Annotated in this window: 22 protein-coding genes; 4 read left to right on the top strand and 18 right to left on the bottom strand. The window is 29.5% G+C overall.

What is annotated here, in order from left to right:
- Window positions 1–15: 15 nt before the first annotated feature.
- The 7 genes from atpB to ACLII3_RS06820 all read right to left on the bottom strand — a co-directional run bounded on the left by atpB (window position 16) and on the right by ACLII3_RS06820 (window position 7,072).
- Window positions 16–1,149, bottom strand: coding sequence for a F0F1 ATP synthase subunit A (gene atpB / locus ACLII3_RS06850; protein WP_412987525.1), 1,134 nt, complete (start codon window positions 1,147–1,149; stop codon window positions 16–18).
- Between the two features lie 72 nt (window positions 1,150–1,221).
- Window positions 1,222–1,608 (bottom strand): DUF6168 family protein, encoded by a 387-nt coding sequence (locus ACLII3_RS06845; protein ID WP_412987523.1) that lies wholly within the window; start codon window positions 1,606–1,608, stop codon window positions 1,222–1,224.
- A gap of 2 nt (window positions 1,609–1,610) precedes the next feature.
- A complete protein-coding gene (locus tag ACLII3_RS06840) occupies window positions 1,611–1,835 on the bottom strand; it encodes an AtpZ/AtpI family protein (protein WP_412987522.1) in 225 nt (74 codons plus the stop codon).
- Window positions 1,795–2,211 (bottom strand): bactofilin family protein, encoded by a 417-nt coding sequence (locus ACLII3_RS06835; RefSeq protein ID WP_412987520.1) that lies wholly within the window; start codon window positions 2,209–2,211, stop codon window positions 1,795–1,797. Before ACLII3_RS06835 ends, ACLII3_RS06840 begins: the two co-directional genes overlap by 41 nt.
- Window positions 2,212–2,230: 19 nt before the next feature.
- Window positions 2,231–4,738: a tetratricopeptide repeat protein gene (locus tag ACLII3_RS06830; protein ID WP_412987519.1), complete on the bottom strand. Its 2,508-nt coding sequence runs from the start codon at window positions 4,736–4,738 to the stop codon at window positions 2,231–2,233.
- 150 nt (window positions 4,739–4,888) lie between these two features.
- Complete coding sequence (locus ACLII3_RS06825) at window positions 4,889–5,584, bottom strand: ABC transporter ATP-binding protein (RefSeq protein ID WP_412987518.1); 696 nt, start codon at window positions 5,582–5,584, stop codon at window positions 4,889–4,891.
- Window positions 5,585–5,596: 12 nt separating this feature from the next.
- Window positions 5,597–7,072: a DUF5687 family protein gene (locus ACLII3_RS06820; protein WP_412987516.1), complete on the bottom strand. Its 1,476-nt coding sequence runs from the start codon at window positions 7,070–7,072 to the stop codon at window positions 5,597–5,599.
- A 133-nt stretch (window positions 7,073–7,205) separates the two neighbouring features.
- Between ACLII3_RS06820 and ACLII3_RS06815 the strand changes: the two genes are divergently transcribed.
- Window positions 7,206–8,261: a 2Fe-2S iron-sulfur cluster-binding protein gene (locus ACLII3_RS06815; RefSeq protein WP_412987515.1), complete on the top strand. Its 1,056-nt coding sequence runs from the start codon at window positions 7,206–7,208 to the stop codon at window positions 8,259–8,261.
- A 168-nt stretch (window positions 8,262–8,429) separates the two neighbouring features.
- Here ACLII3_RS06815 and ACLII3_RS06810 read toward each other — a convergent pair whose 3' ends face one another.
- Both ACLII3_RS06810 and ACLII3_RS06805 read right to left on the bottom strand, forming a co-directional pair.
- Window positions 8,430–9,461: a glycosyltransferase family 9 protein gene (locus ACLII3_RS06810; RefSeq protein ID WP_412987514.1), complete on the bottom strand. Its 1,032-nt coding sequence runs from the start codon at window positions 9,459–9,461 to the stop codon at window positions 8,430–8,432.
- Window positions 9,462–9,488: 27 nt separating this feature from the next.
- Window positions 9,489–10,097, bottom strand: a complete 609-nt coding sequence (locus ACLII3_RS06805) for a DUF4254 domain-containing protein (RefSeq protein WP_412987512.1) — start codon at window positions 10,095–10,097, stop codon at window positions 9,489–9,491.
- A gap of 66 nt (window positions 10,098–10,163) precedes the next feature.
- Between ACLII3_RS06805 and upp the strand changes: the two genes are divergently transcribed.
- Window positions 10,164–10,823 (top strand): uracil phosphoribosyltransferase, encoded by a 660-nt coding sequence (upp, locus tag ACLII3_RS06800; RefSeq protein ID WP_412987510.1) that lies wholly within the window; start codon window positions 10,164–10,166, stop codon window positions 10,821–10,823.
- On the opposite strand, the gene ACLII3_RS06795 is transcribed toward upp, so the two are convergent.
- Window positions 10,812–11,735 carry a DUF6427 family protein gene (locus ACLII3_RS06795; RefSeq protein ID WP_412987509.1) on the bottom strand — a complete coding sequence of 308 codons (924 nt, stop codon included), beginning with the start codon at window positions 11,733–11,735 and terminating at the stop codon, window positions 10,812–10,814. The genes upp and ACLII3_RS06795 overlap by 12 nt on opposite strands.
- 44 nt (window positions 11,736–11,779) lie before the next feature.
- On the opposite strand from ACLII3_RS06795, the gene ACLII3_RS06790 reads away from it, so the two are divergent.
- Window positions 11,780–12,007 (top strand): DUF6341 family protein, encoded by a 228-nt coding sequence (locus ACLII3_RS06790; RefSeq protein ID WP_412987507.1) that lies wholly within the window; start codon window positions 11,780–11,782, stop codon window positions 12,005–12,007.
- Here ACLII3_RS06790 and purD read toward each other — a convergent pair.
- Complete coding sequence (gene purD, locus ACLII3_RS06785; protein ID WP_412987505.1) at window positions 12,002–13,273, bottom strand: phosphoribosylamine--glycine ligase; 1,272 nt, start codon at window positions 13,271–13,273, stop codon at window positions 12,002–12,004. The two genes, ACLII3_RS06790 and purD, sit on opposite strands and share 6 nt — an antisense overlap.
- Before the next feature lie 84 nt (window positions 13,274–13,357).
- Here purD and ACLII3_RS06780 point away from each other — a divergent pair, with 84 nt between their 5' ends.
- Entirely contained in the window at window positions 13,358–14,665 is a 1,308-nt protein-coding gene (locus tag ACLII3_RS06780; protein WP_412987503.1) for a phenylacetate--CoA ligase family protein, read from the top strand.
- Here the strand turns inward: ACLII3_RS06780 and ACLII3_RS06775 are convergent.
- From ACLII3_RS06775 to ACLII3_RS06745, 7 genes are read right to left on the bottom strand one after another with little or no spacing between them, the layout of a single operon-like run.
- Window positions 14,658–15,464, bottom strand: coding sequence for a glycosyltransferase family 2 protein (locus ACLII3_RS06775; protein WP_412987502.1), 807 nt, complete (start codon window positions 15,462–15,464; stop codon window positions 14,658–14,660). The two genes, ACLII3_RS06780 and ACLII3_RS06775, sit on opposite strands and share 8 nt — an antisense overlap.
- Window positions 15,433–16,728, bottom strand: a complete 1,296-nt coding sequence (locus ACLII3_RS06770) for an exopolysaccharide biosynthesis polyprenyl glycosylphosphotransferase (RefSeq protein WP_412987901.1) — start codon at window positions 16,726–16,728, stop codon at window positions 15,433–15,435. The genes ACLII3_RS06775 and ACLII3_RS06770 overlap by 32 nt, the downstream gene beginning before the upstream one ends.
- A 56-nt stretch (window positions 16,729–16,784) precedes the next feature.
- Window positions 16,785–17,777: a UDP-glucuronic acid decarboxylase family protein gene (locus ACLII3_RS06765; RefSeq protein ID WP_412987500.1), complete on the bottom strand. Its 993-nt coding sequence runs from the start codon at window positions 17,775–17,777 to the stop codon at window positions 16,785–16,787.
- A complete protein-coding gene (locus ACLII3_RS06760; RefSeq protein WP_412987498.1) occupies window positions 17,774–19,084 on the bottom strand; it encodes a UDP-glucose dehydrogenase family protein in 1,311 nt (436 codons plus the stop codon). The genes ACLII3_RS06765 and ACLII3_RS06760 overlap by 4 nt, the downstream gene beginning before the upstream one ends.
- Before the next feature lie 58 nt (window positions 19,085–19,142).
- Window positions 19,143–20,384, bottom strand: coding sequence for an O-antigen ligase family protein (locus ACLII3_RS06755; protein ID WP_412987497.1), 1,242 nt, complete (start codon window positions 20,382–20,384; stop codon window positions 19,143–19,145).
- On the bottom strand, window positions 20,359–21,459 hold the full coding sequence (locus ACLII3_RS06750) for a DUF1972 domain-containing protein (protein WP_412987496.1): 1,101 nt from the start codon (window positions 21,457–21,459) through the stop codon (window positions 20,359–20,361). Before ACLII3_RS06750 ends, ACLII3_RS06755 begins: the two co-directional genes overlap by 26 nt.
- Window positions 21,459–22,424, bottom strand: coding sequence for a hypothetical protein (locus ACLII3_RS06745; protein ID WP_412987495.1), 966 nt, complete (start codon window positions 22,422–22,424; stop codon window positions 21,459–21,461). The genes ACLII3_RS06750 and ACLII3_RS06745 overlap by 1 nt, the downstream gene beginning before the upstream one ends.
- Window positions 22,425–22,505 lie beyond the last annotated feature (81 nt).

The raw sequence follows: 22,505 nt of genomic DNA, 5'->3' as shown, positions 1-22,505 counted from the left end.
AACAAACTTTTTATATTAATGGTGATCGTGCTCAGCTACAGCCATACCAATAAATAATGCTGAAAGCATAGTAAAGATATAAGCTTGTAGAAATGCTACTAACACCTCAATTAACGTGATAAAAAATGATAACACTAAAGATAATCCTGTTGCTCCTGCAACTCCTAAACTATCTTTTAATGTAAACATAATTGCGATTAAGCTCATTACTACAATATGTCCTGCAGATATGTTTGCAAACAAACGTACTAATAATGAAAACGGCTTAATCAATAATGCTCCTGCTAATTCAATTATTGCTAATACTGGACGAATTAAAACAGGTACACCTGGCATCCAGAAAATGTGCATCCAATAATCTTTATTTCCACTAACAGAATAAATGATTAAAGTGAATATCGCTAAACATGCTGTTACAGCTAATTGCCCTGTAACATTAAACCCTAATGGTGTTAAACCTAAAAGGTTTAATATCCATATAAAGAAGAACACAGTTAATAAATATCCTGAAAATCTTCTATAATGTTTCTCTCCAATATTTGGTCTTGCTATTTCGTCTCTAACATATAACACTAGAGGTTCTAACACACGACCAAATCCTGTCGGTACTTTTTTACTTTTATATTGTCTTGCTAAAGATGAAAACCACAATAACATTAATAGTCCAATTAACAATACACCCACAACACTTTTAGTAATAGATAAATCTAAAACTTTGTGTGCATTAGTCGCATGGTGATCTGCATCAAAAGTCACAGCTGTAGCTCCAGCCTCTAACTCATAAATCTTACTGTGAATCTTAGTGAACTTCAACCCGTTTTTTTCAACAATAACATGTCCATCGTCATTGTGATGAAATTCTGAAGACATAAAAGTAACTAACCCATCACTTGACCATAAGATCACTGGCAATGGCATACCAATATGCTTTCTTTCGCCTGCATCATTGGTGTATGAAAACAAGTGAAAATCATGCGAGTCTTTAAGGTGATGAAGAATATAAGCTTCAACTTCTTCTTTGGTGTCAACTTGACCTCCATCGTTTTGATTGTTCTGCTTCTCTGCCGTTTCTAAGGCATAAGAATTAACAGAAAAAAGTGCTCCTACAATTAGAGCAAGGATTTTGATAGATTTGTATGTAATCTTCATTGTAAAATTACGCTTTCTAAATTCTGCGCAAAAGTACATAATTAATTGTGAATACAAATTATTTTTTAGCGTTTATTTTTTGTTCAAAATTTTCGCAACGAAATAAACCTCAGCAATTAAAAAAATTGCCAAAGAAACAAGAAGTGCAGCACTATCAGTTTTTGATAAATTTTCAACCGAAAGTACTGGTTTATAAAACACTATGGAAAATACAACTATTTTAAAAATTAAAACACCTAGATAAATAAATCCTAATTGCTGAAACACCTTTTCTTTATAAGATAAAACACCAAAAACAACACAAACAATTAACGAAAAAATTGCATGAAATAAATATACATTGTGTAATGAAAAAATTAAAGAAACTCCATTATTCTTATTAATATATTCGTGTAAATGAAGTCCAACAAAAAATAGCACACCAAAAGTGACAATCTGAATGATAATTCTTTTAGACATTATTATTTACTTAATTTTTTGACTTGAACAATTATTAAATACATTGAAGCAAAAATTGCAAACAATGTTAATGTTGTCTCTAAAAAGTCCTTTTGAAATTTATTATCTAACCATGCGCCAAACCAATTGAAAAGATAAATGGTAAGTCCCATTTGTAAACCAGCTCCAGTAAAGCGCGCTCCTTTATTAAGCAGATTTTTCTTCTGATTTTGCTTGTTGGTTGCCATTACTTAATTCTTTAATCGCACCTCTCATACTACAAACCGCATTAAAAGTAGCTCCTGGTTCAACTGCTAGTTTCCCAACTTGTACTTCGCCTTCAACATGGGCAGATGATCGTAAAGAAAGTGTTCCCGATAGTTTTAATTTCCCTGAAAACTTTCCTTCAAAATCTGCATTGGCTCCTTCTAAAGTTCCATTAATAGCTCCTGATTTCCCAACCACAACTTTTCCTGGTGTTTTTATAGTACCTTGAACAATTCCGTCAATTCTAAAACCTCCTTCGCTTACAATGTCTCCAACGATAGTTGTTCCGTGAGCTATTGTGTTTTGTTGTGATGTTGTATTTACAGTCATTTTTCCTTTTTTATTATCTGAAAACATGCTACTAATTTGCTATTAATTATTGTTGGGATTTTAAATACTCGTCTAGATTTTTATGTATTTGTATTGTTTGGTAATTTTTAGAAGAAATACCAAAATACTCTTTACTTATTGTTTGTTCATTTTCTTCTAATATTTCGGCAAACCCTAAAGCTCCTTCTACACTCTTTAAACCATGTACAACTATAAATAGTTTTTTTCCATCGTAAAAATCTTTGGATGTATATAGGTTAAAATAAGTTACTTCTTTTACAGCTTCGTCAAGAGCTTTTTTAAACTCGTTAATTTCTTCTTCAGGAGTTTCAACGTCAAACTGATAAATTACTTTAAAATTCTTTTCAGCTGTATCATCTACAAAATCTTTATTTGCCAACATTGGCATTACGTTTTGCATCATCTCTTCAGCTTTTTTCCCTTCTGGACTGTTAGGATAATTTAATGCTATAAAGTTAACGGCTTCTTTATAACTCTCATAACCATAAAGTCTTGCTTTAGAAACTGCCTTTAAAAACTCGAATTTAGGCACTATATCTTCACCATCAAATGTAATGATATGCTTATCGCTCTGCTCAATCACTAATTGATATTCTTCGTTTTCAAACTTTTTATATAAAGCATTATATATAAATTCTGGACTGTTTTCATCTGCTGCTAAAGCTGATTCTGGATTTAATAGAATTGCAGCGTATCTTGAATCTGGATGGTTTGAAATAATATTATTCTTCATTATTTCTGCTTCTCCAGGTAAACCTAATAAGTTATATATTTTATATAGGTTGTATTTTGAAGGTAAAATTAAGCGTTCTTCTGGATTACTTTCTAAAAGTGTTTTTAGTTTATCCTTTGCAAGCGTATATTCTTTGAACTTATCTTTATAGATTAAACCTAGTTGGTAATATGCAAAATTGCGATCTTTTTTCAATGTATCTATAGCAGTTTCACGTGTTGGAATTCTATCTATATAAAATTGAGGATCAAACAATTCATCTTCGGTTGCTGAAGCTAAATCTGAGTCTGTTTCTTCGTTAGATATATTTGTTGTTGTTTTGTCTGACCACCTCCAGTTATCTACCAACTGACGTTCTCCCCAAGTTTTAATAAACTCGTTTTTACCAAAAGCAACTGTTACAGGATTATAAAAATAGAAAGCTCCGTCTTCTTTATCTTTTATTCCAATGCTTCTGCCTGAATTTTTACTATTATTAATTAAGCCACTATTACGACTTGCTAACTCTGCTTTTTCTTTTTCTTCTTCGGCTTTTAGCTTAAGTTTATCTGTATAGTCTTTAAAATATACTAATCTATCAGCATCAGACATATTTACTAGACTAAGAATACTATCATTTTTTTGAGCAATATCTTCGTAATAGATTACATCATCTAGATTCTCTCTTTTACGTCTAATCTCTCTAAATAACTTAGTGTTTCTCTCTAAGTTTAGCATTGTACTATCATAATAAGAACCTGCTTCTTTATATAAAGCATTATCAAAACTTAAGTTTCCTAAGGTTTGATAATTCATGGCTCTTAAATATTTGTCTTGAGAGTTTGTTCTTAATGACTTATTGTAATAATCAACAGCAATAGTATCCGAACCATTTGTTAAATGGTACTCAGCTATTTGATGATATATTTTATCCAGATAAGGTCTATTTTCTCTATTTTCTTCTAATTCAGTCAATAGTTCTAAGAACTCTAGTTTATTACCATTCTCGTAGTCAAAATTCTTAGCCTTTTCTATATGAGCACTAATCATATAGATTCTTGGTGTTTTTCTATTTAGCTCAATAATTCTATCAAAAGCTAAGTTTGCACTGTCCTTTTTACCTAACTGATTATATAACTGCCCCTGAATAAATAAGTACCTACCTCGCTCATCATTACTTTTTGTAGCATTTGCAGCAATTTCTAATTGCGTTATTGCGCTGTCTAAAGATTTTGTATTTATATAGGCTTGAGCAAGTGTTGAAGTAGCATCAGCTAAATCTTGCTTTTCAATATTCTCTTGTTTTAAAAGACGTTTTAGGTTAGTAATTGCTAACTCATCGTTCTCTAATCTAAGATTCGTTTTTTCTCTCCAAATTTTAGCTAAGTTAATTTTATCGCTTGTTGGATATCTAGAAAGTATATGGTTAAAAGCCTCTTGGGCAGGAATGAAACGTTGATCAAAATAACGTGCTTGCCCTAAAAGAATGTATGCTTCATCAATTTGAGGGTTCTTTTCTTTTCCTTGAATATTCATTGAGTGCTTTTGAATGGCTTTAACAGCTTTTTCTTCGGCACGTTCAAAATCTTGGTTTTTAGAGTCTCCTGGTAAAAACACATCTTCGGTAACTTGCATACGCTCTATTGGAAGAATTTCCCAGTAATTATCAAAATAACTACTATTTAAACTTTCTCTTCCGTTTTCTAAAGCAAGATTACCGTTATATAGAATATTGAACTCTGTTCCTACTGAATGCCACGCTCTATTAATGAACTTGTCTTTTTTTCTTGAACATCCAACAATAGCAATTGCAGATAACACAAGTAGGGTTTTATATGTAAAAGATGTTTTCAACGTTGGTTTCTTTTAGTAATTGTATAACTAAAGGCACTGCATATTATTATGCAGAAACGTAAAAATAATCATCTTTTTCTATATAACTAATAAAATAATCGACTTTTAACCAAAGCCTTAGTTTGAGAAATGTGCTTCTAGTTCTTTTAAAGTAGCTTCATTAGTTTCAATATCTTTAACTACATCACCTTTTTCTAAAACTACAATACGCTCACAAACATCTGTTACGTGAAGTAAATCGTGACTTGAAACCAGCACAGTAACTCCTTTTTGATTGGCTAAGTCTTTAATTATTTGCTTTAACCTAATTTGTGTAGTTGGGTCAAGATTTGCAAAAGGTTCATCTAAAATAATAACTTCTGGATTACCAATTAAAGACGCTACAATTCCAGCCTTCTTTTGATTTCCTTTACTCAAGTCTCTTAAGTATTTCTTTTTGCCGAGAATTTCATCATGAAAGAAATCTTCAAACTGGGCTAAAAGCGCATCGACATCAGCTTTACTCTGCCCTCGAAGCTCTCCTATAAAATAAAAATACTCTTCTGCAGTTAAATAACCTATTAAAAAACTCTCATCTATAAATGATGATGTAAAAGGTTTCCAATCTTCGCTTTCATGAACTAAAACATCATTATTACTAATATGCCCTGAAGTAGGCTGAATTAAATCTAGTAATAGGCTGAAAAATGTTGTTTTTCCAGCACCATTGTTTCCTACTAACCCAAAGCTTTGGCCTTTAGGAATTTCTAAATTTTCAATGTTTAAAACTTGAACTTCTTTATATGATTTTGTTAAATTATGTACTGATATCATGGTTATATTTTATTATTTTTTTTCTGAAAAAGCTGCTACTGTTTTATATTTACCTTTTTGATAAATGTCTTCGATTTTGTTTAAGAAGAAATTCTTAAATAAAATGCCTACAACTCCAGATAACGCTAATGTTATAATGCCTGCATTAAAACTTATAAATTGATATGGTATAAAAAAGATAATGATAGGTAATATCATTTTAGGCAATGCAATAAGTAATTGAGTTGGGTTGAAGCCATTGGTGTTACTAAAGGCTTTTGCTTTTGTGTTTAATTCTATTGGAACTCTATTCAAGGCTCCTCCAAACAAAGTAATGAAGGTATTTAAACCAATATTAAATAAAGCGCCTGCTGCAACTATTAAATATATATCCCATCCAAAATAAATGTATGGCGTACTCAAAATAAACGAAACTATTACTGCAAACACCATTAAATACCATTTAGATTCTAAATATTGTCTATAAGGTATATTTTGACTCATAAGCATTTTATAATACTCACTATCCCAAGATGGTACTAATTGCCCAAAACTTAGAAGAAATCCTCCTGTAATAAATATTGAAGCGAAGCCTAATAAATAAGGCATCTTTTCGATGTAAACATCTTGCGTAAAAAAGAACAGCCCATAAAATAGGAAGAAAAACGACATCATAACTACCTGCTTTGGTCTAGCATTTCTTGAAATCATTTTTATATCATTCTTCAAAAAAGGAGCAATATTACCAAATCTATCCATCCAAGATAAATCTGTGGTTTTTGCTTCTTTTGTTTTTTTAGATATGGCACCATCTAAATAAAATCCTTTTCTAATAAAATTAAAATTTGCTTTATAAAGCCCAATCATTATTGTTAAAGGAACTATTACTAGGTATGGATAATTATACAACCCATTAAAAACAACTCCAAAAGGTTCTGTAATATCAAAAACATTAAAATACCTTAGGGTTAAAACCGCAACAAGTAAAGATGCAATGCCATAAAAAACTGCATTACTTTTATTTACTAAAAAATTTAGAAAATTGACAGACATGGTAATACACATTAGTGCAAAAAACCAAAGCACTACATTAATTACAGGATAACCTTTAACCAATAAAACTATAGAAAAAGGCAGAAACAATAAAAACGAAATAAAATTGAAAAACGAAATCATTGTTTTACCTAGTAAAAAGTGAATTACAGAATCTCTTTTTATAGGAATAATCATCATTGGCTTAATATTCATCACAGGCAGTTGCTGCATAAAATATCTTATCATTAGCTCAAAAAACACCCAATAAATTAAGTAGTTATTTACCATAACCACAGGGTCTATTTCTGGGAATGCTTTTTTTAGTCCAAAGAACATAACTGCTCCCATAAAAACTGCAATTCCGCCAAAGTATAATACTGCTAGAAATAGTAAAATTTTAATAGCTAGTCCTTTTTGAAAATAAGAAGCTCTTCTAAATTGCTTCCATTCAAGACTTATAAATCGTTTAATCATGTTTTTGGTTTGGTTTATTGAATAGGTATCTAAAAATACTATTTTGTTACACACAATAAACAACTAGTATAAATTTTACTTAAAAATATAAGCTGTGATTAAATCCTTCCGTACTTTTGCAAAAAAATATTTCATGGCACAATTCCATAAACTAATTATAAAAGAAATTATTAGAGAAACTGAAAAAGCAATTAGTATTGTTTTTAATGTTCCTAACGAATTAAAATCTATTTTCACGTTTAAAGCTGGCCAATACATAACGCTTAAAACAAAAATTGATGGCAATGATATTAGAAGAGATTATTCTTTATGTTCTTCACCAAAAAGTGGTATTTTAAAAGTAACTGTTAAAGCTGTTGAAGGTGGTCTATTTTCAGTTTTTGCAAATACAAAATTAACTACTGGTGACACTTTAGAAGTTGCACCACCAAATGGTCGTTTTATATTTGAACCTGACACTAACAAAACTAGAAATATTGCTGCTTTTGCTGCTGGAAGTGGGATAACACCAATTATGAGTATTGCTAAAACGGTTTTAGAAGAAGAACCTAATAGCAAGTTTATTCTGGTATATGGTAATAAAACACCTAAAGACACGATCTTCTTTAACGAGATTCTAGAGCTTCATCACAATTACTTAGATCGTTTTGAATTACACGAAGTGTTTAGTCAATCGGAAAAAGAAAATGCACTATTTGGCCGTATAGAAAAAAGTACAGTGAATTTTATTCTTAAAAACAATTACAAACACATAGATATTGATGCTTTTTATCTTTGTGGCCCTGAAAAGATGATTAATAATGTTACAGATGTTTTAGTTGAAAATGGTGTTTCTAAAGACACTATTCACTATGAATTATTTACTACTTCAACTGCCACTAACGATACTCCAATAGTAAGCAATAACGGAGAAACTCAAGTTACTGTTTTAGTCGATGATGAGGAAGAAACATTTACAATGTCTCAAAAAAAGACCATTCTTGAGGCTGCTTTAGCAGAAGACATAGATGCACCATATTCATGTCAAGGTGGTATATGTAGTAGTTGTATTGCTAGAGTAACTGAAGGGGAAGTAACAATGAGGCAAAACAATATTTTAACAGATAATGAACTAGCAGAAGGTTTAATTTTAACTTGTCAAGCACAACCTACAACTCCAACAGTTGTTGTAGATTATGACGATGTTTAATTTGTAATTAGCTTTAAATCAATATTAAATATCAGGGCTTATAATACAAATCCTACAAAAGAATTTTGATAAGCTATATAAATAAGATATATTAGTAGAGATTTAAACGTTAGCTATTAATTATAAGGAATTACTATTGTCTATTAAACGTTTAGATACAGCCTTACTTTATTGTAAGGCTTTTTTTTGTACTTCAATTATTTTTTCTATCAATTTATCTGGTTGAATTGACGCTATTGCGTCTTCATATCCTTCAGGAAATTTATTACCATAAATAGAAGTTGGTATTAAAGGATACATTTCCCTATTTGCTAAAAGTGCGTTTTCAATATCTTGATTAAAAGGATAAAAACCAGCATAAGGATGAGTTACCCCCCAAAGTGTTACGACTTGAATTCCTAACATTGCAGCAATATGTGCATTTCCAGAATCCATTGCAACCATAACATCTAAATTAGATATTATATCTAGCTCTTCGTCGAGTGATAGCTTTCCGGCTAAGGATGTTACATTATCGTACTTAGTCTCTATGGAATTTAAAATTTCGGTTTCCGAAGCACCTCCACCAAAAAGCAAAATATTTTTAGTTTTTGATAATTCTGAAATAACCTGTTCCATTAAACCCAATGGATAAGCCTTACTCTGAAAAGCTGCAAAAGGTGCAATACCTATATTACTTTTTGAATTACTTATAATGTTATTTAGTTTGACATTTAATTCAACTTTTTTAGAAAAAATTGGCTTACTAATATTTAGCTTAAATCCTAATTGTGAAAATACATCTACATAACGTTGGTGAGTTGTTTTTAACTGTTTAAATATTTTACCAGAAGTTAATGCTTTTTTACTAGCTCTACCTTTATCTATTTGAACAAAAGGTATCCCGTTAATAAACAGTTTTAAAATATTACTACGTAAAACATTATGCAAATCTGCAACAGCATCTATTTGTATCTTTTTGAGTTCTTTTGACAGCCTGTATAAGCCTAAAACACCTTTATGCCTTCCTTTTAAATCAGCTTCAAAAACGTGTACATTTTCTATATCTCTAAAAAAAGGCTTAAAAAAAGCTCGTGTTAAAATGGTAATCTTTAATTCTGGATTTTTTGATTTTAACTCTCTAATTATAGGTGCAGACATTGCTACATCTCCCATTGCTGAAAGGCGTATAACTAATATGTGATTTATTTGCTTAGGCATTAAAGACGATGCACTAATAAAAGGTTGTTATTTTTGACCTCTAAGTACAGGGTTTAATTCATCATCATTATACATTTTCATCTGCTTATAGACTTTCATGTACTTATCTCCTTTTGAAATATCCTCTAATAAATCATCAATTGCAGTAGATAAATCCACACGTTGATCTAACAAAACATCCAGCTTTTTTTGGCATGCGTCTTTATGTGATTGTGATGCATCATCACGAACAGTTTCTAGATGCATATGATAAATTTTTAGTGCTAAAATTGATAATCTATCAATTGCCCATGCAGGACTTTCTGAGTTAATTTTAGCATCTTCTTTTACCTCAACATCTTTATATTTATCTAAGAAATAACTATCTATAAACTCTACTGTGTCTGTTCTATCTTGGTTAGAAGCATCAATCATGCGTTTTAGCTTTAAAGCTGCATCTGGATTAATATTTGGGTCTCTAATTATATCTTCATAAGCCCATTGTACAGTATCTATCCAACACTTTCTGTATAACAAATGTGCAATAACGTCATTGTTTTTATCATACTTATTTTCAAAAGGTTGGTCGATAGTGTTTAATACTTTATAAGTAGCTATCGCATCTTGAAATATTGAATTAGCTTTTTCTGAGAACATATCTTTCAAATTTAAGCACAAATATACTGCTATTTATTAACTTTACTTCAATATAAAACCATTAACATGCAAGTACATAATCTTTCTAATCAAAACACTTTATTGAATACATTTTTAAGTGAATTACGATGTGTTAAAATTCAAAAAGATGCAATGCGTTTTAGAAGGAATATTGAGCGAATTGGCGAAATATTAGCTTATGAAATGAGTAAAACATTAGATTATAACTCTACCAATATTACCACTCCTTTAGACACAAAAAGTGTTTTTTTACCACAAAAAGATATTGTGATTTGCTCTATACTAAGAGCTGGTTTACCATTACATAATGGAATTTTAAATTATTTTGACTCAGCTGAAAACGCTTTTATTTCAGCTTATAGGCATCATAAATCAAACTCTGATGACTTTGAAATTTTGGTAGAATATGCAGCATGTCCAAGCTTAGAAGGTAAAACATTAATCCTTGCAGACCCAATGCTAGCAACTGGTCAATCACTTGCGTTAACTTACAATGCTTTACTACAGTATGGTGTTCCAAAAAAAGTTCACATATTAAGTGTTATTGGCGCTCAACAAGGGGTTAATTATATTGACAATAAATTTCCTGCAAATACAGAACTTTGGATTAGTGATATTGATCAAACACTAAATGATAAAGGTTATATTGTTCCTGGTTTAGGTGATGCAGGAGATTTGGCATTTGGCATAAAACTACAGCAATAAACTTACAAAAGGAGCTATTACTAACAACCATATAAATGCTTCAGCAAACCACTTCTCATTCAAAGCTTCAATGTAGTTTGTTAAAATTATAGCTAATGGTGCAAAAATAAAAATAAACTCTGCTCCACTTTTACCATTTGTTAATACAACAATTAAAATTGCTATTAATAATGTAAACAGTATTAAAATTGATGATGGCTTTTGATTTCTTGCCTTTTCTTTTAAACCATTAATATAAAAAATACTAGACCACAAACCTAAAGACGAAATTACAGTTATACCTACTATCATTTTAATGGAGTTATAACCTGTATAATCAAAACTTATTTTTGCTATATAGTTATTAATTTCTCCAAAAGAATCAAACACAATTATATGATATGACACATATAAAACTACAACAGTAAGAATTGCCACAAAAGGTACAATCCAGTTTTTAAATTGACTTATTGAGAATAAAACTAGAGCTAAAATAATAAGTGCAAAAAATAATATTGCCCAAAAATAAAACAGAGAAGCAATTACAATCCAAAAAGCAGCATCAAAAAGTTTTTTCTTTATCCTTATATTGGTTCTTAAGCTAACCAATCTTCTTAATGCTAATACAATAAAAAAATTGGATAGAATGATATTATCGTTCATTAGTGTTGCTGGAAGTGTTGCAAAAAGCAATAAAAGCAATAAAATTTTGTAACTGTTTTTTTGAGTTAGGTTGTTTTTACCCACCAAAAATGCGAATACAGAAAATGTTAATATAACTACTAAAAAAACACCCACTTGACTTAAGGTATTGATTAAGTTAAACTCCTCATTAAAGGCTTCAATTCTAAAGAAAACAAATACAATTAGCATTAGTAAAGCTACTAATACAAAATGTACTGGTTTTGATGTATTAAAAAAGCTTGTAATCATTTAAAGAGTTTGTATATTTGTGCTGTAAATATAAAAATATAAAGATGAAAGATTTCTTTTACGCTATTCAAGACTTATTTGTAAATGTATTATTCGCTCCATTAGATGCTCTAGCTGTTTTAGAGCTTGATAATTGGTGGGCAGCAAACTTTTTGTCTTGGATTTTTGCTGTTATTGGTTTAGTTGCTTTTATTTATTGGATGGGGCAACTTAAAAAGTTTAATGCTAATAACGAAGAAGACAAGAGTATTTCCTCTCACTCTTATCTATAAGTCGAAACCAATATCCTTACGATAATTCATCTTATCAAAATGTAGTTTATCTATATTTTGATAAGATTTTTTTAGTGCCTCATTATAATCTTTTCCAAAAGATGTAATAGCCATTACACGCCCTCCAGATGTTATCACCTTATCATCTTGATTTTTTGCACCTGCATGAAATACAATTGAATCAGTAATTTGATCTAAGCCTGTTATTTCCTTTCCTTTTTCATAAGTTTCTGGATAACCACCAGAAACCAACATTACTGTTACAGCAGATTGTTCTTCAATTTCAATATCAATTTCGTTAAGTGTTTGTGTATCTATAGCTTTAAATACCTCTACTAAATCATTTTTTAATCTAGGTAACACAGCTTCTGTCTCAGGGTCACCCATTCTAACATTGTACTCTATAACTAATGGCTCATTATTAACCTTAATTAAGCCAATAAATATAAACCCTTTATAAGGTAATTTATCTTTTTGAAGCCCTTCAACTGTTGGTTTAACAATGCGTTGTTCGATTTTGTGCATCAACTCTTGACCTGCAAATGGTACTGGAGATATCGCTCCCATTCCTCCTGTGTTTAAACCAGTATCACCTTCACCTATCCTTTTATAATCTTTTGCTGTTGGCAATATTTTATAGTTTTTCCCATCTGTTAACACAAAACAACTCAACTCTATACCATCTAGAAATTCTTCTACAACAACTTTAGAACTTGCATCTCCAAACTTAGCGTCAACTAGCATGTTTCTAAGTTCGGTTTTTGCTTCATTAATATCTTGAATAATTAAAACACCTTTTCCGGCCGCTAGCCCATCAGCCTTTAATACAAATGGAGGTGTTAGTGTTTCTAAAAAAGCACAACCATCTTCAACAGTATCTTTTGTAAAACTTTGGTAAGCAGCTGTTGGAATGTTATGTCTGTATAAAAACTCTTTAGCAAACTCTTTACTTCCTTCTAATTGTGCTGCAGCCTTTTCTGGACCAATAACTGCCACGTTTTTTAAAACATCGTCACTCAAGAAAAAATCGTGAATTCCATTAACTAAAGGGTCTTCTGGCCCCACAACAACCATTGTAATATTATTGGAAATTACTAGTTCTTTTATAGCTTCAAAATCATTAACATTAATATTAACGTTATTTGCAATTTGTGCTGTTCCTGAATTTCCTGGAGCTACAAATAAATTATTAGAGAGTTTACTTTGCGCAAGTTTCCATGTAAATGTATGTTCTCTTCCTCCTGAGCCTAGAATTAAAATATTCATTGTGTTGTTGTTTTAAGCTGCAAAAATAATTGCTTTTAAGCTTAAAAAATAATTAATTTACAAAAACCTTTATGTCGCTTTAAATTGAAATTATTCGACTTCACATTACGTTTTAATGGCTTTGATATAAACAAAGCAAAACAAGTTTTACATAAAATTCAGAAACTCAATGATTCTGAATTTAAAAAATATGTAATAGATAAACGTATGGATATTGTCGAGTTCCATAAAAGCAATAATCCTTTTTATCAAAACCTAATTAAGAATCTTGACATAAAATCTTGGGAGCATATTCCTATAATGACCAAACAAGATTTACAGAGACCGCTAAAAGAACGCTTATCAAAAGGTTTTACAAACAAAAATGTTTACATAAATAAAACCTCTGGGTCATCAGGTGATCCTTTTATTTTTGCCAAAGATAAATTTTGTCATGCATTAACTTGGGCAGAGATTATTGATAGATTTGGTTGGTATAATATTGATTTTAACACCTCAAAACAAGCTAGGTTTTATGGAATTCCTTTAGATAAAAAGGGATATTATAAAGAACGCATTAAAGATGTTTTTAGTAACAGGTATCGTTTTTCTATTTTTGACTTAAGTGATGATGCTTTTGAAAAATGCCTTAAGAAGTTTAAATCATCTAAGTTTGATTTTATTAATGGTTATACAAGTCCAATAGTACAATTTGCTAAATTTCTGAAAGAAAAAAACATAATTCTTAATACTGTTTGTCCTAGTTTAAAATCTTGTGTTGTAACTTCCGAAATACTGTTTGAAAGCGACAAAAAACTCATGGAGCAACAATTTGGAGTACCTATTATAAATGAATATGGTGCTTCTGAACTTGATTTAATTGCTTTTCAGAACCCTAAAAATGAATGGCAACTTAATAGTGAAACTCTTTTTGTAGAAATTTTGGACGATCAAAACATGCCTGTTCCTGATGGCAAAGAAGGACGCGTTGTTATTACTTCACTTTACAATAAAGCCCATCCTTTTATTAGATATGATATTGGTGATATTGGTGTGAAATGTGAAAAAAGTACTTTAAGAAAGCCCTTATTAAAAACTCTTATTGGTCGTACAAATGATATTGCCGTTTTACCTAGTGGAAAAAAGGCTGCTGGATTAACATTTTACTATATAACCAAAACCGTAATAGAAGAAGATGCTAACGTAAAAGAGTTTATTATAGAACAACACACTTTAGATACTTTTAAAATTCTTTACGTAAGTAAAGAGCCAATTTCTAAAACTAAAAAAACTATAATTATACAGGAAATAGAAAAATATCTTGAGCCAAACCTCAATGTAGTTTTTGAAAGAAAAACCTCTTTAGACAGGTCTAATAGAGGTAAATTAAAACAATTTAAATCTTTTATATAGCCTTTATTTGCTTAGGCTTTATAAACAAATATTCAACTAAAAACCTTAAAAAAAAAGCTATAGATTTAATTATAGAAAAACCTAAACCTTTTCTGTAAACTAAGTAATTATACTTAACTAGCTTCCATTTATTTCTAGAAATAGAATCTTCTCGAACTCTATAATAAGCAAGTGTTTCCTGAATGCCGATTACTGGTTTCTTAGTTTTTTTTAAAGCGATTAGCCATAGCAACCAATCTTGTCTCTTTCTAAGATTAGGAACTGTAATTTTACCTAAAGTTGAAACCCTATATACTCCTGTTAAATTGCCTATATAATTACATTTAAGAAGCTTTTTATATGTTAATCTAGGAAGTGCCTCAACTTTTTTACTTAACACCTGTCCTTGCTCGTTAATTAGTTCATAGCTTGAAAAAGATACATCGAGCTTTTCTTTTTGCATTAAGCTTATTTGTTTTTCTAATTTATTTGACTTCCATATATCATCGGAATCTAAAAATGCGATAAACTCTCCCAAAGCAATCTCAATTCCTTTATTTCGTGATACTGCTGCTCCTTGATTAGACTTGTTTTTAAGTAATTTTATATTTGAATATTCTTCTCGGTAAAAATTTATTATAGAAATAGAATTATCGATAGAACTATCATCAATCAATATTAACTCCCAGTTTGTATAGGTTTGATTAACGACACTTTTAATAGTTTCTTCAATAAAACTTTCAGAATTGTAAACTGGTGTTATTATGGAAACTTTAGCTTTCAAATTATTAGTAAGCTTTATCTTCTCCTCTAACAGCATTTACAAAGGTTTGTACAATAATCTTGATATCTAAAAACAAAGACCAGTTTTCAATATAAAAGATATCATATTTAACGCGACCAATAATATCCTTATCTGTTTCAATTTCACCTCTAAAACCCCTTACTTGAGCTAATCCGGTAATTCCTGGTTTAACAAAGTGTCTTACCATAAACTTATCAATTCTCTTAGCATACATATTTGTATGACTAACCATATGAGGTCTTGGTCCTACTACAGACATATCTCCAAATAAAACATTAAAGAATTGCGGTAATTCATCAATACTGGTTTTACGAATAAACCTACCTACTTTTGTAATTCTGTGGTCTCCACGAGTTGCCTGATGTAAATGAGCATTCTTATTAGGAGTCATTGACCTAAACTTATAACAGTCAAATTCTTTATAATTAAATCCATTTCTTGATTGTTTAAAGAATACAGGCCCTTTAGACTCAAGCTTTATTAAAATAGCAATAATTGGTGTAAGCCAAGACAATAGAAATATAATTACCGCTGAAGAAAAAAGTATATCGAAAACCCTTTTAATAAGTAAATTAATTGAATCTTCTAAAGGAATGTTTCGTAATGTTAGAATAGGTATATAATCATAATATTCATATTTAAGTTTCTTAGAATAAATCTCTTTATTATCTGGTAAAAACTTAACCACTTTTAAGTTATTATCTGCAAAATCAATTACTTTCAACAATTGCTCGTTAGATAGTTCAGTAATTGAACAATAAATTTCATCAACATTCTCACTTACTATATATTCAAAAATATTTCCTAATTCAGTTCCGTTCTTTAAACAAAAAGTGTTTTTATGAGTATATCCATATTCCGGATTATTATTAAATAAACTTTCAAGGGCAAGTGTTTGCTTATTTCTACCTATAATAACTGTTATTCTGAAGTTTCCTCCAAAAGAAGATCTATACTTTTGGAGAAGATAATACATTGCAAACTTAAATATGGTAATTAATAAAAAGGAAAAAGAAACATATTTAAAAACAGTTATTGGTTTAATTTTCAAGTCAGCATGATATCCAAAATAAGCAAATATTACTAGAAAAAATAAAATAGATTGTCTAAATATTAAATTTAAAATAAAAACTTCTCTTGTATATCTATATACTTCATAAAACTTAGAAAACGTTGATAGAATTATCCATCCTATTGAAACATAAAGGATAAAATTTAACGGGTTTATGTTAACAAAAAAGTATAAGATTGCTAAACAATTTATTACACATAAATCTATAGTGTAAGAAATGGGCCTTAAATACCCTGAATATCTACCGTGTTTAAATAAGCTCACTATCTTTTTATATGGTTTGAAAAATCTTTATGTTCTTTTTTGAATAATTTATCTTTTGATAAACTTTTAAAAAACTTAAAAGTTTTCTCCATTCCTTCAGATCTTTCAACTTTTGGACTCCAATTTAATATCTTTTTTGCTAATGAAATATCTGGCTGCCTCTGCAAAGGGTCATTTTGAGGAAGGTCTTTAAATATTATTCTTTGTTTAGTATTAGTTAACTTCATAATTTCTTCAGCAAATTCCAATATAGAAATTTCGTTTGGATTACCAATATTCACTGGTAAATTATAATTACTAAATAACAACCTATAAATGCCTTCTACTTGATCATCTACATAGCAAAAAGATCTAGTTTGAGATCCATCTCCAAAAACTGTTAAATTTTCACCTCTTAATGCTTGACCCATAAATGCAGGAATTACTCTGCCATCATTAAGCCTCATTCTAGGTCCATATGTATTAAATATTCTAGCTATTCTAGTTTCTAAATCATGAAATCTATTATATGCCATAGTAATAGATTCTTGAAAGCGTTTAGCTTCGTCATATACTCCGCGAGGACCAATTGTATTTACATTACCATAATAATCTTCAGTTTGTGGATGTACTAATGGATCTCCATAAACTTCAGAGGTAGATGCAATTAGTATTCGAGCTCCTTTTGCCTTAGCTAAACCTAATAAGTTATGTGTGCCTAACGACCCAACTTTTAGGGTTTGTATTGGTATTTTCAAATAATCTATTGGACTTGCTGGAGATGCAAAGTGTAAAATATAATCTAACGTGCCTTTAATTGAAATAAACTCTGTAACATCGTGCTTAATAAATTCAAAATTAGGATGATCTAACAAATGATTGATATTACCTTTATCACCTGTTATAAAATTATCCATTCCTATAACCTTAAATCCGTCTAAAATAAACCGATCACATAAGTGTGAACCTAAAAAACCAGCTGCCCCAGTTATTAATACTGTTTTATTTTTCATTTCCTATTCTTTCTTCCAATGGAACTATAAAAGAACCCTTCTTTTTCCATTTCTACACTATCATATAGATTTCTTCCATCAAAAATTACGGGTAAATTCAAGTTATTTTTTAATCTTTTAAAATCTGGTGTTCTAAATAAGCTCCATTCTGTACAAATGACCAATGCATCTGCTTTATTTGTTGCTTCATACATTTCATCAGCAAAAACAATTTTTTCTCCAAATTTACGCTTAACATTTCCCATTGCTTCTGGATCATATGCAATAATTTTTGCTCCCTTTTTCAACAACTCTTCTATCATATATAATGAAGGTGCTTCTCTAATATCGTCTGTTTCTGGCTTAAAAGCTAATCCCCAAACAGCTATTTTTTTACCTGTTAAATCTCCTTCAAAATAATCTTCAATCTTAGGTACTAAAATTGTTTTTTGAGTGTTGTTCACTTTAACAACAGCCTCAAGAATAGAAAAATCAAAATCTACTTCTTTACCTGCTTTATGTAAAGCTTTCACGTCTTTTGGAAAACAAGAGCCTCCATATCCAATACCTGGGAACAAAAAGCGTTTTCCTATTCTTGAATCTGTCCCCATACCAATCCTAACCTTATCTACATCTGCTCCAACTCTTTCACAATAATTAGCAATCTCATTCATAAATGTAATCTTAGTTGCTAAAAAAGAATTAGCAGCATATTTAGTTAACTCTGCACTTTTTTCGTCCATAATAATAATTGGATTTCCTGATCTAACAAAAGGCTTATACAATTTCTTCATCATATTTATTGCCTTATCGGAAGTTGATCCTATTACTATTCGCTCTGGCTTTAAAAAATCATCTACAGCAAAACCTTCTCTTAAAAACTCAGGATTTGAAACAACATCGAATTCAATATTTGTTTCTTTAGATATTGTCTCTCTTACCTTGTCAGCTGTACCAACCGGAACAGTACTTTTATCAACAATTATCTTATAATCTCTTATTTGTTTTCCAATTTCTTTGGCTACACTTAAAACGTATGAAAGGTCAGCAGAACCATCTTCATCTTCTGGGGTTGGTAAAGCCAAAAAAATAATTTCTCCATGATTTAAGCCTTCATTTAATGAAGTTGAAAATTTCAGCCTATTAGCTTTTATGTTTCTTTGAAAGATGGTATCTAGGTGTGGTTCATATATTGGCACCACACCATCTTGCATTTGCTTAACTTTCTTATTATTGATATCTATACAGAGAACATCGTTACCAGTCTCAGCCAAACAAGTCCCTGTGACAAGACCTACATATCCTGTTCCAACTACAGTAATATTCATATTTTAATTTTATTTGCTAAAAGTAAAAAATAAATATATTTAATAATAAAATCTAAAGTTATTGTTCTATGTTTTTTCGCTCAAAGGCTGTTCTGTTAAATAAACAGTATAATATTATTGTAAAATAAACACCTCGTTGTACCCAAAGAAAAGATTCAGTCAAAAAAATAAAACTTATAATAATACTAAACCCTAAAACTGTAAACTCTTTTAACTTAAATGAAAGTGTAAAACTATATAGTATGATTGCTAATAAAATAAATAAACCAATAATTCCTGTTTCTGAGAAAATTTGCGCATACATATTGTGGTAATTTCTTGTGTGAAAACCATGATGAGTATTAAACCTCAAGTGCTTATCAACTACATCCTTTCTTGAGGCAAACAACCCAAATCCTTTAAGCAAAATACCATCTTCATCTATTTGCTGTTTTAATATTCTTAATTGTAATAACCTAAATGAGGTTCCTGTCCAAGGATAAACTTTATTAAACTTATCTTTAGTTAAAACTTCTTCAATATTAGTTTTAAATTCAACCTTAAAGCGATCCACAACTTGAAAAGATGCAAATGTAAATAACATAATTAATAAAGCTAATACGGCTAAAGTTCTTGGTTTTTTAAAATCTTTTCGACCTACCTTTTTTAGTAAGAAAATCACACAACACAAAACAAAAGCTACAATTACAGTTTTTGAAGACAACAACATAATTATCAAACCAATAAGTACTAATGCTACCTTTTGATACTTGCTTTTTTTATTTAAACTCAACAAATAAATAAAACTAAAACTAAAAAATACTGAAACATAAATAGCATTTAAATCGAGTACACTAACTAAATCATGGTATGTAAAAACATGAAACGAATTAACTTTAAGAAAACTAAAAACAGCATTAATCAATAAAAAAATTCCTAAAATAAAATTAGAACCCGTAAATATATCTATGACCTTCTTGTAATTTACAACAGAAAACTTAGGAATAATACTAAATGTTAAAGGGATAATTAACAAAGAGACAGTTCTTACCAGCCCTTTTACTGTTAAGTCTTTATCTACAGACCAAAAAAAAGAAATACAAAAAAATAAATATAATATTATTGGTAAAACAATTCCAATAGACAACTCTACTCTAACTTTATTTAAGAAAAAATATCTTAAAGCAAAAAAAACAAAAACACCAAAAACTATACTGCTAGGTGCATAACCTAAAAACAATGTTGAAAGGAATAAACCAATTAAATAAGAAAAAAAAACTGGTTTATTTACTAGATTATTTACTTTTTGATATACACTCATTAAAAAACGATAAATATTTATGATTAATTATTTCCCAATTAAATTGTTCATTAATTTTATTAAAACATGCATCAATTTTAATACGATTACTTTCTTTATTTATAGTTTCTATATATCGTTTTATATCACCACTTGTAGAAAAATAAAATGCATTGTCTTCTAAAATTGATTTATTAAATTCATTATCATTGGCAATTATTAAAGCTCCTGATGACATTGCTTCTAATAAAGATGGGTTAGTACCTCCTACAGAGTGTCCATGAAAATACAGTTTAGAGTAATATCTCAAATTATTTAAATCTTCTAAATTATAAATTCCTCCTATAAACTTTATGTTATGATTAGCCTTAAATTTTTGTTTTAGGTAAGCTCCAAATTTATTAGTATCATGTTTACCTACTACTAAAAACACAGTGTCATCACTTGACTTTGCTACGCCATCCAATATTGTTTCAATATTGTTTTCAGGCTCTAATCTTGCAATTAACATATTGTACTCTCCAGGCTTAACATTATAACTTGAAAGTAACTCTACATTTGGGTTTTTAAAAAGTTCTGCTCCATAAGCTATATATTTCGAGTAAACTTTATAAGTAGATTTAAGATATTTTTGGATGCCTATAGAGTCAGATATCAAATAATCACTTGACTTAACACCTAATTTTTCAGCAAACTTTAAAAATTTTTGAATCGGTTTAGAGTACTTGGTGCGTTTCCACTCTAACCCATCCATATTTGTTATTACTATAGCATTCTTAGGCAAGAATTTATACCAAATAGTACTACTTGTATAACCTAATTGTAATAAAATGTCAAAGTTTCTTTTTCTAGAATCTAGAATACAATTTAAATCATATATAAATTGTCCTGCTGTTCCTATTTTTTCTTCAGGGTCTTTACAAGAAATAATATTTACTCCTTTAAATTGATTTTTATCGTATGGATGTGTACTTGAGTTATAGACAAAGACCTCACAACCATGCTCAACTAAAAACACAGAAAAATATTCAGCAAATTGTTCAAAGCCACCATGGTAATTAGGTATCCCTCTTGTTCCAATTATCCCTACTCTCATTATCTATTAAATTTAACTGAATAATAATTACTTAATGCAATAAACCCTCCTAAAGCTACTACTATTATATCACTTTTATTATAAATCCCTGTGATAATTAATGTTGTAAATAAATAAAAAACAGAGACTCCTGAAATTAAATTATTAATTAGCTTTTCCTTTAGACTAAAAGTTGTAAAATAAGCTTTAAAATATAAGTATGCTAGGAATATAAAATAAAAAATCAGCCCTAAAACTCCTGTTTTAAACATAATATTCATGTAGCCATTATGTATTATTGGAATAAATTGCATTTTAGTTCCACCTAAAGGTGCTTTAAACCCTAAATCTATTAAAGCCCCAAAACCATTACCAAACATTAAACCTAAATAATACGGAACTTCCATAATTTGATTTAAAGCCTTAGAAGCCTCATAAGCTCTCCAATGATCCCAAAGATTTGCATGGTTTCTTACGTCAAAGTTATTGTCAGGAGCAAAAATTTCTTCTGGTGCGAGTTTCATTTTATATAAAAACCCTTCTATCCCTGTGCTATTTCTTTCTAGCTCTATAGAATACAAATACGCATAAAAAAGACCTACAGATAGAATTAATAAGAACAAATATGTTAGACTTCTTACATTTAACTTTAAATAACCCTTACTAGCTAAAATAAAAATAAGAGCACCTACAAATGCTGTTCGTGAAAAATATAATATAAAAGAGCCAAATATTACAATTTTTAAAATTTTCTTGTATTTAATCTTCAAAGTGAAAAATTCGTTTTTATTATTAATTAATAAAAACACAATAGCTAACATCTCTATATAGTTAGACTTACCTGCATAATTTCTAATAGGGTTAATATTAAAAGGGGCATCTAATAAAAAAGTAAAAACATTAAAAAGATGTATCAAGGCTGAAAAAAAAGCTATATATATAACTGTTTTAAATAGAAACTCCTTGTCTTTAATACTATTAATCAAAAAATACCCTAAAATTATAAACAAAATAGGTTTAGTAAAGTAAAGACAATCTTTAATGAAATCATAAAGGCTTATTGAGTT

The organism is Pontimicrobium sp. IMCC45349, from assembly GCF_047219225.1.
GTDB lineage: Bacteria > Bacteroidota > Bacteroidia > Flavobacteriales > Flavobacteriaceae > IMCC45349.
This window is presented reverse-complemented; position numbering and strand designations above follow the sequence as displayed.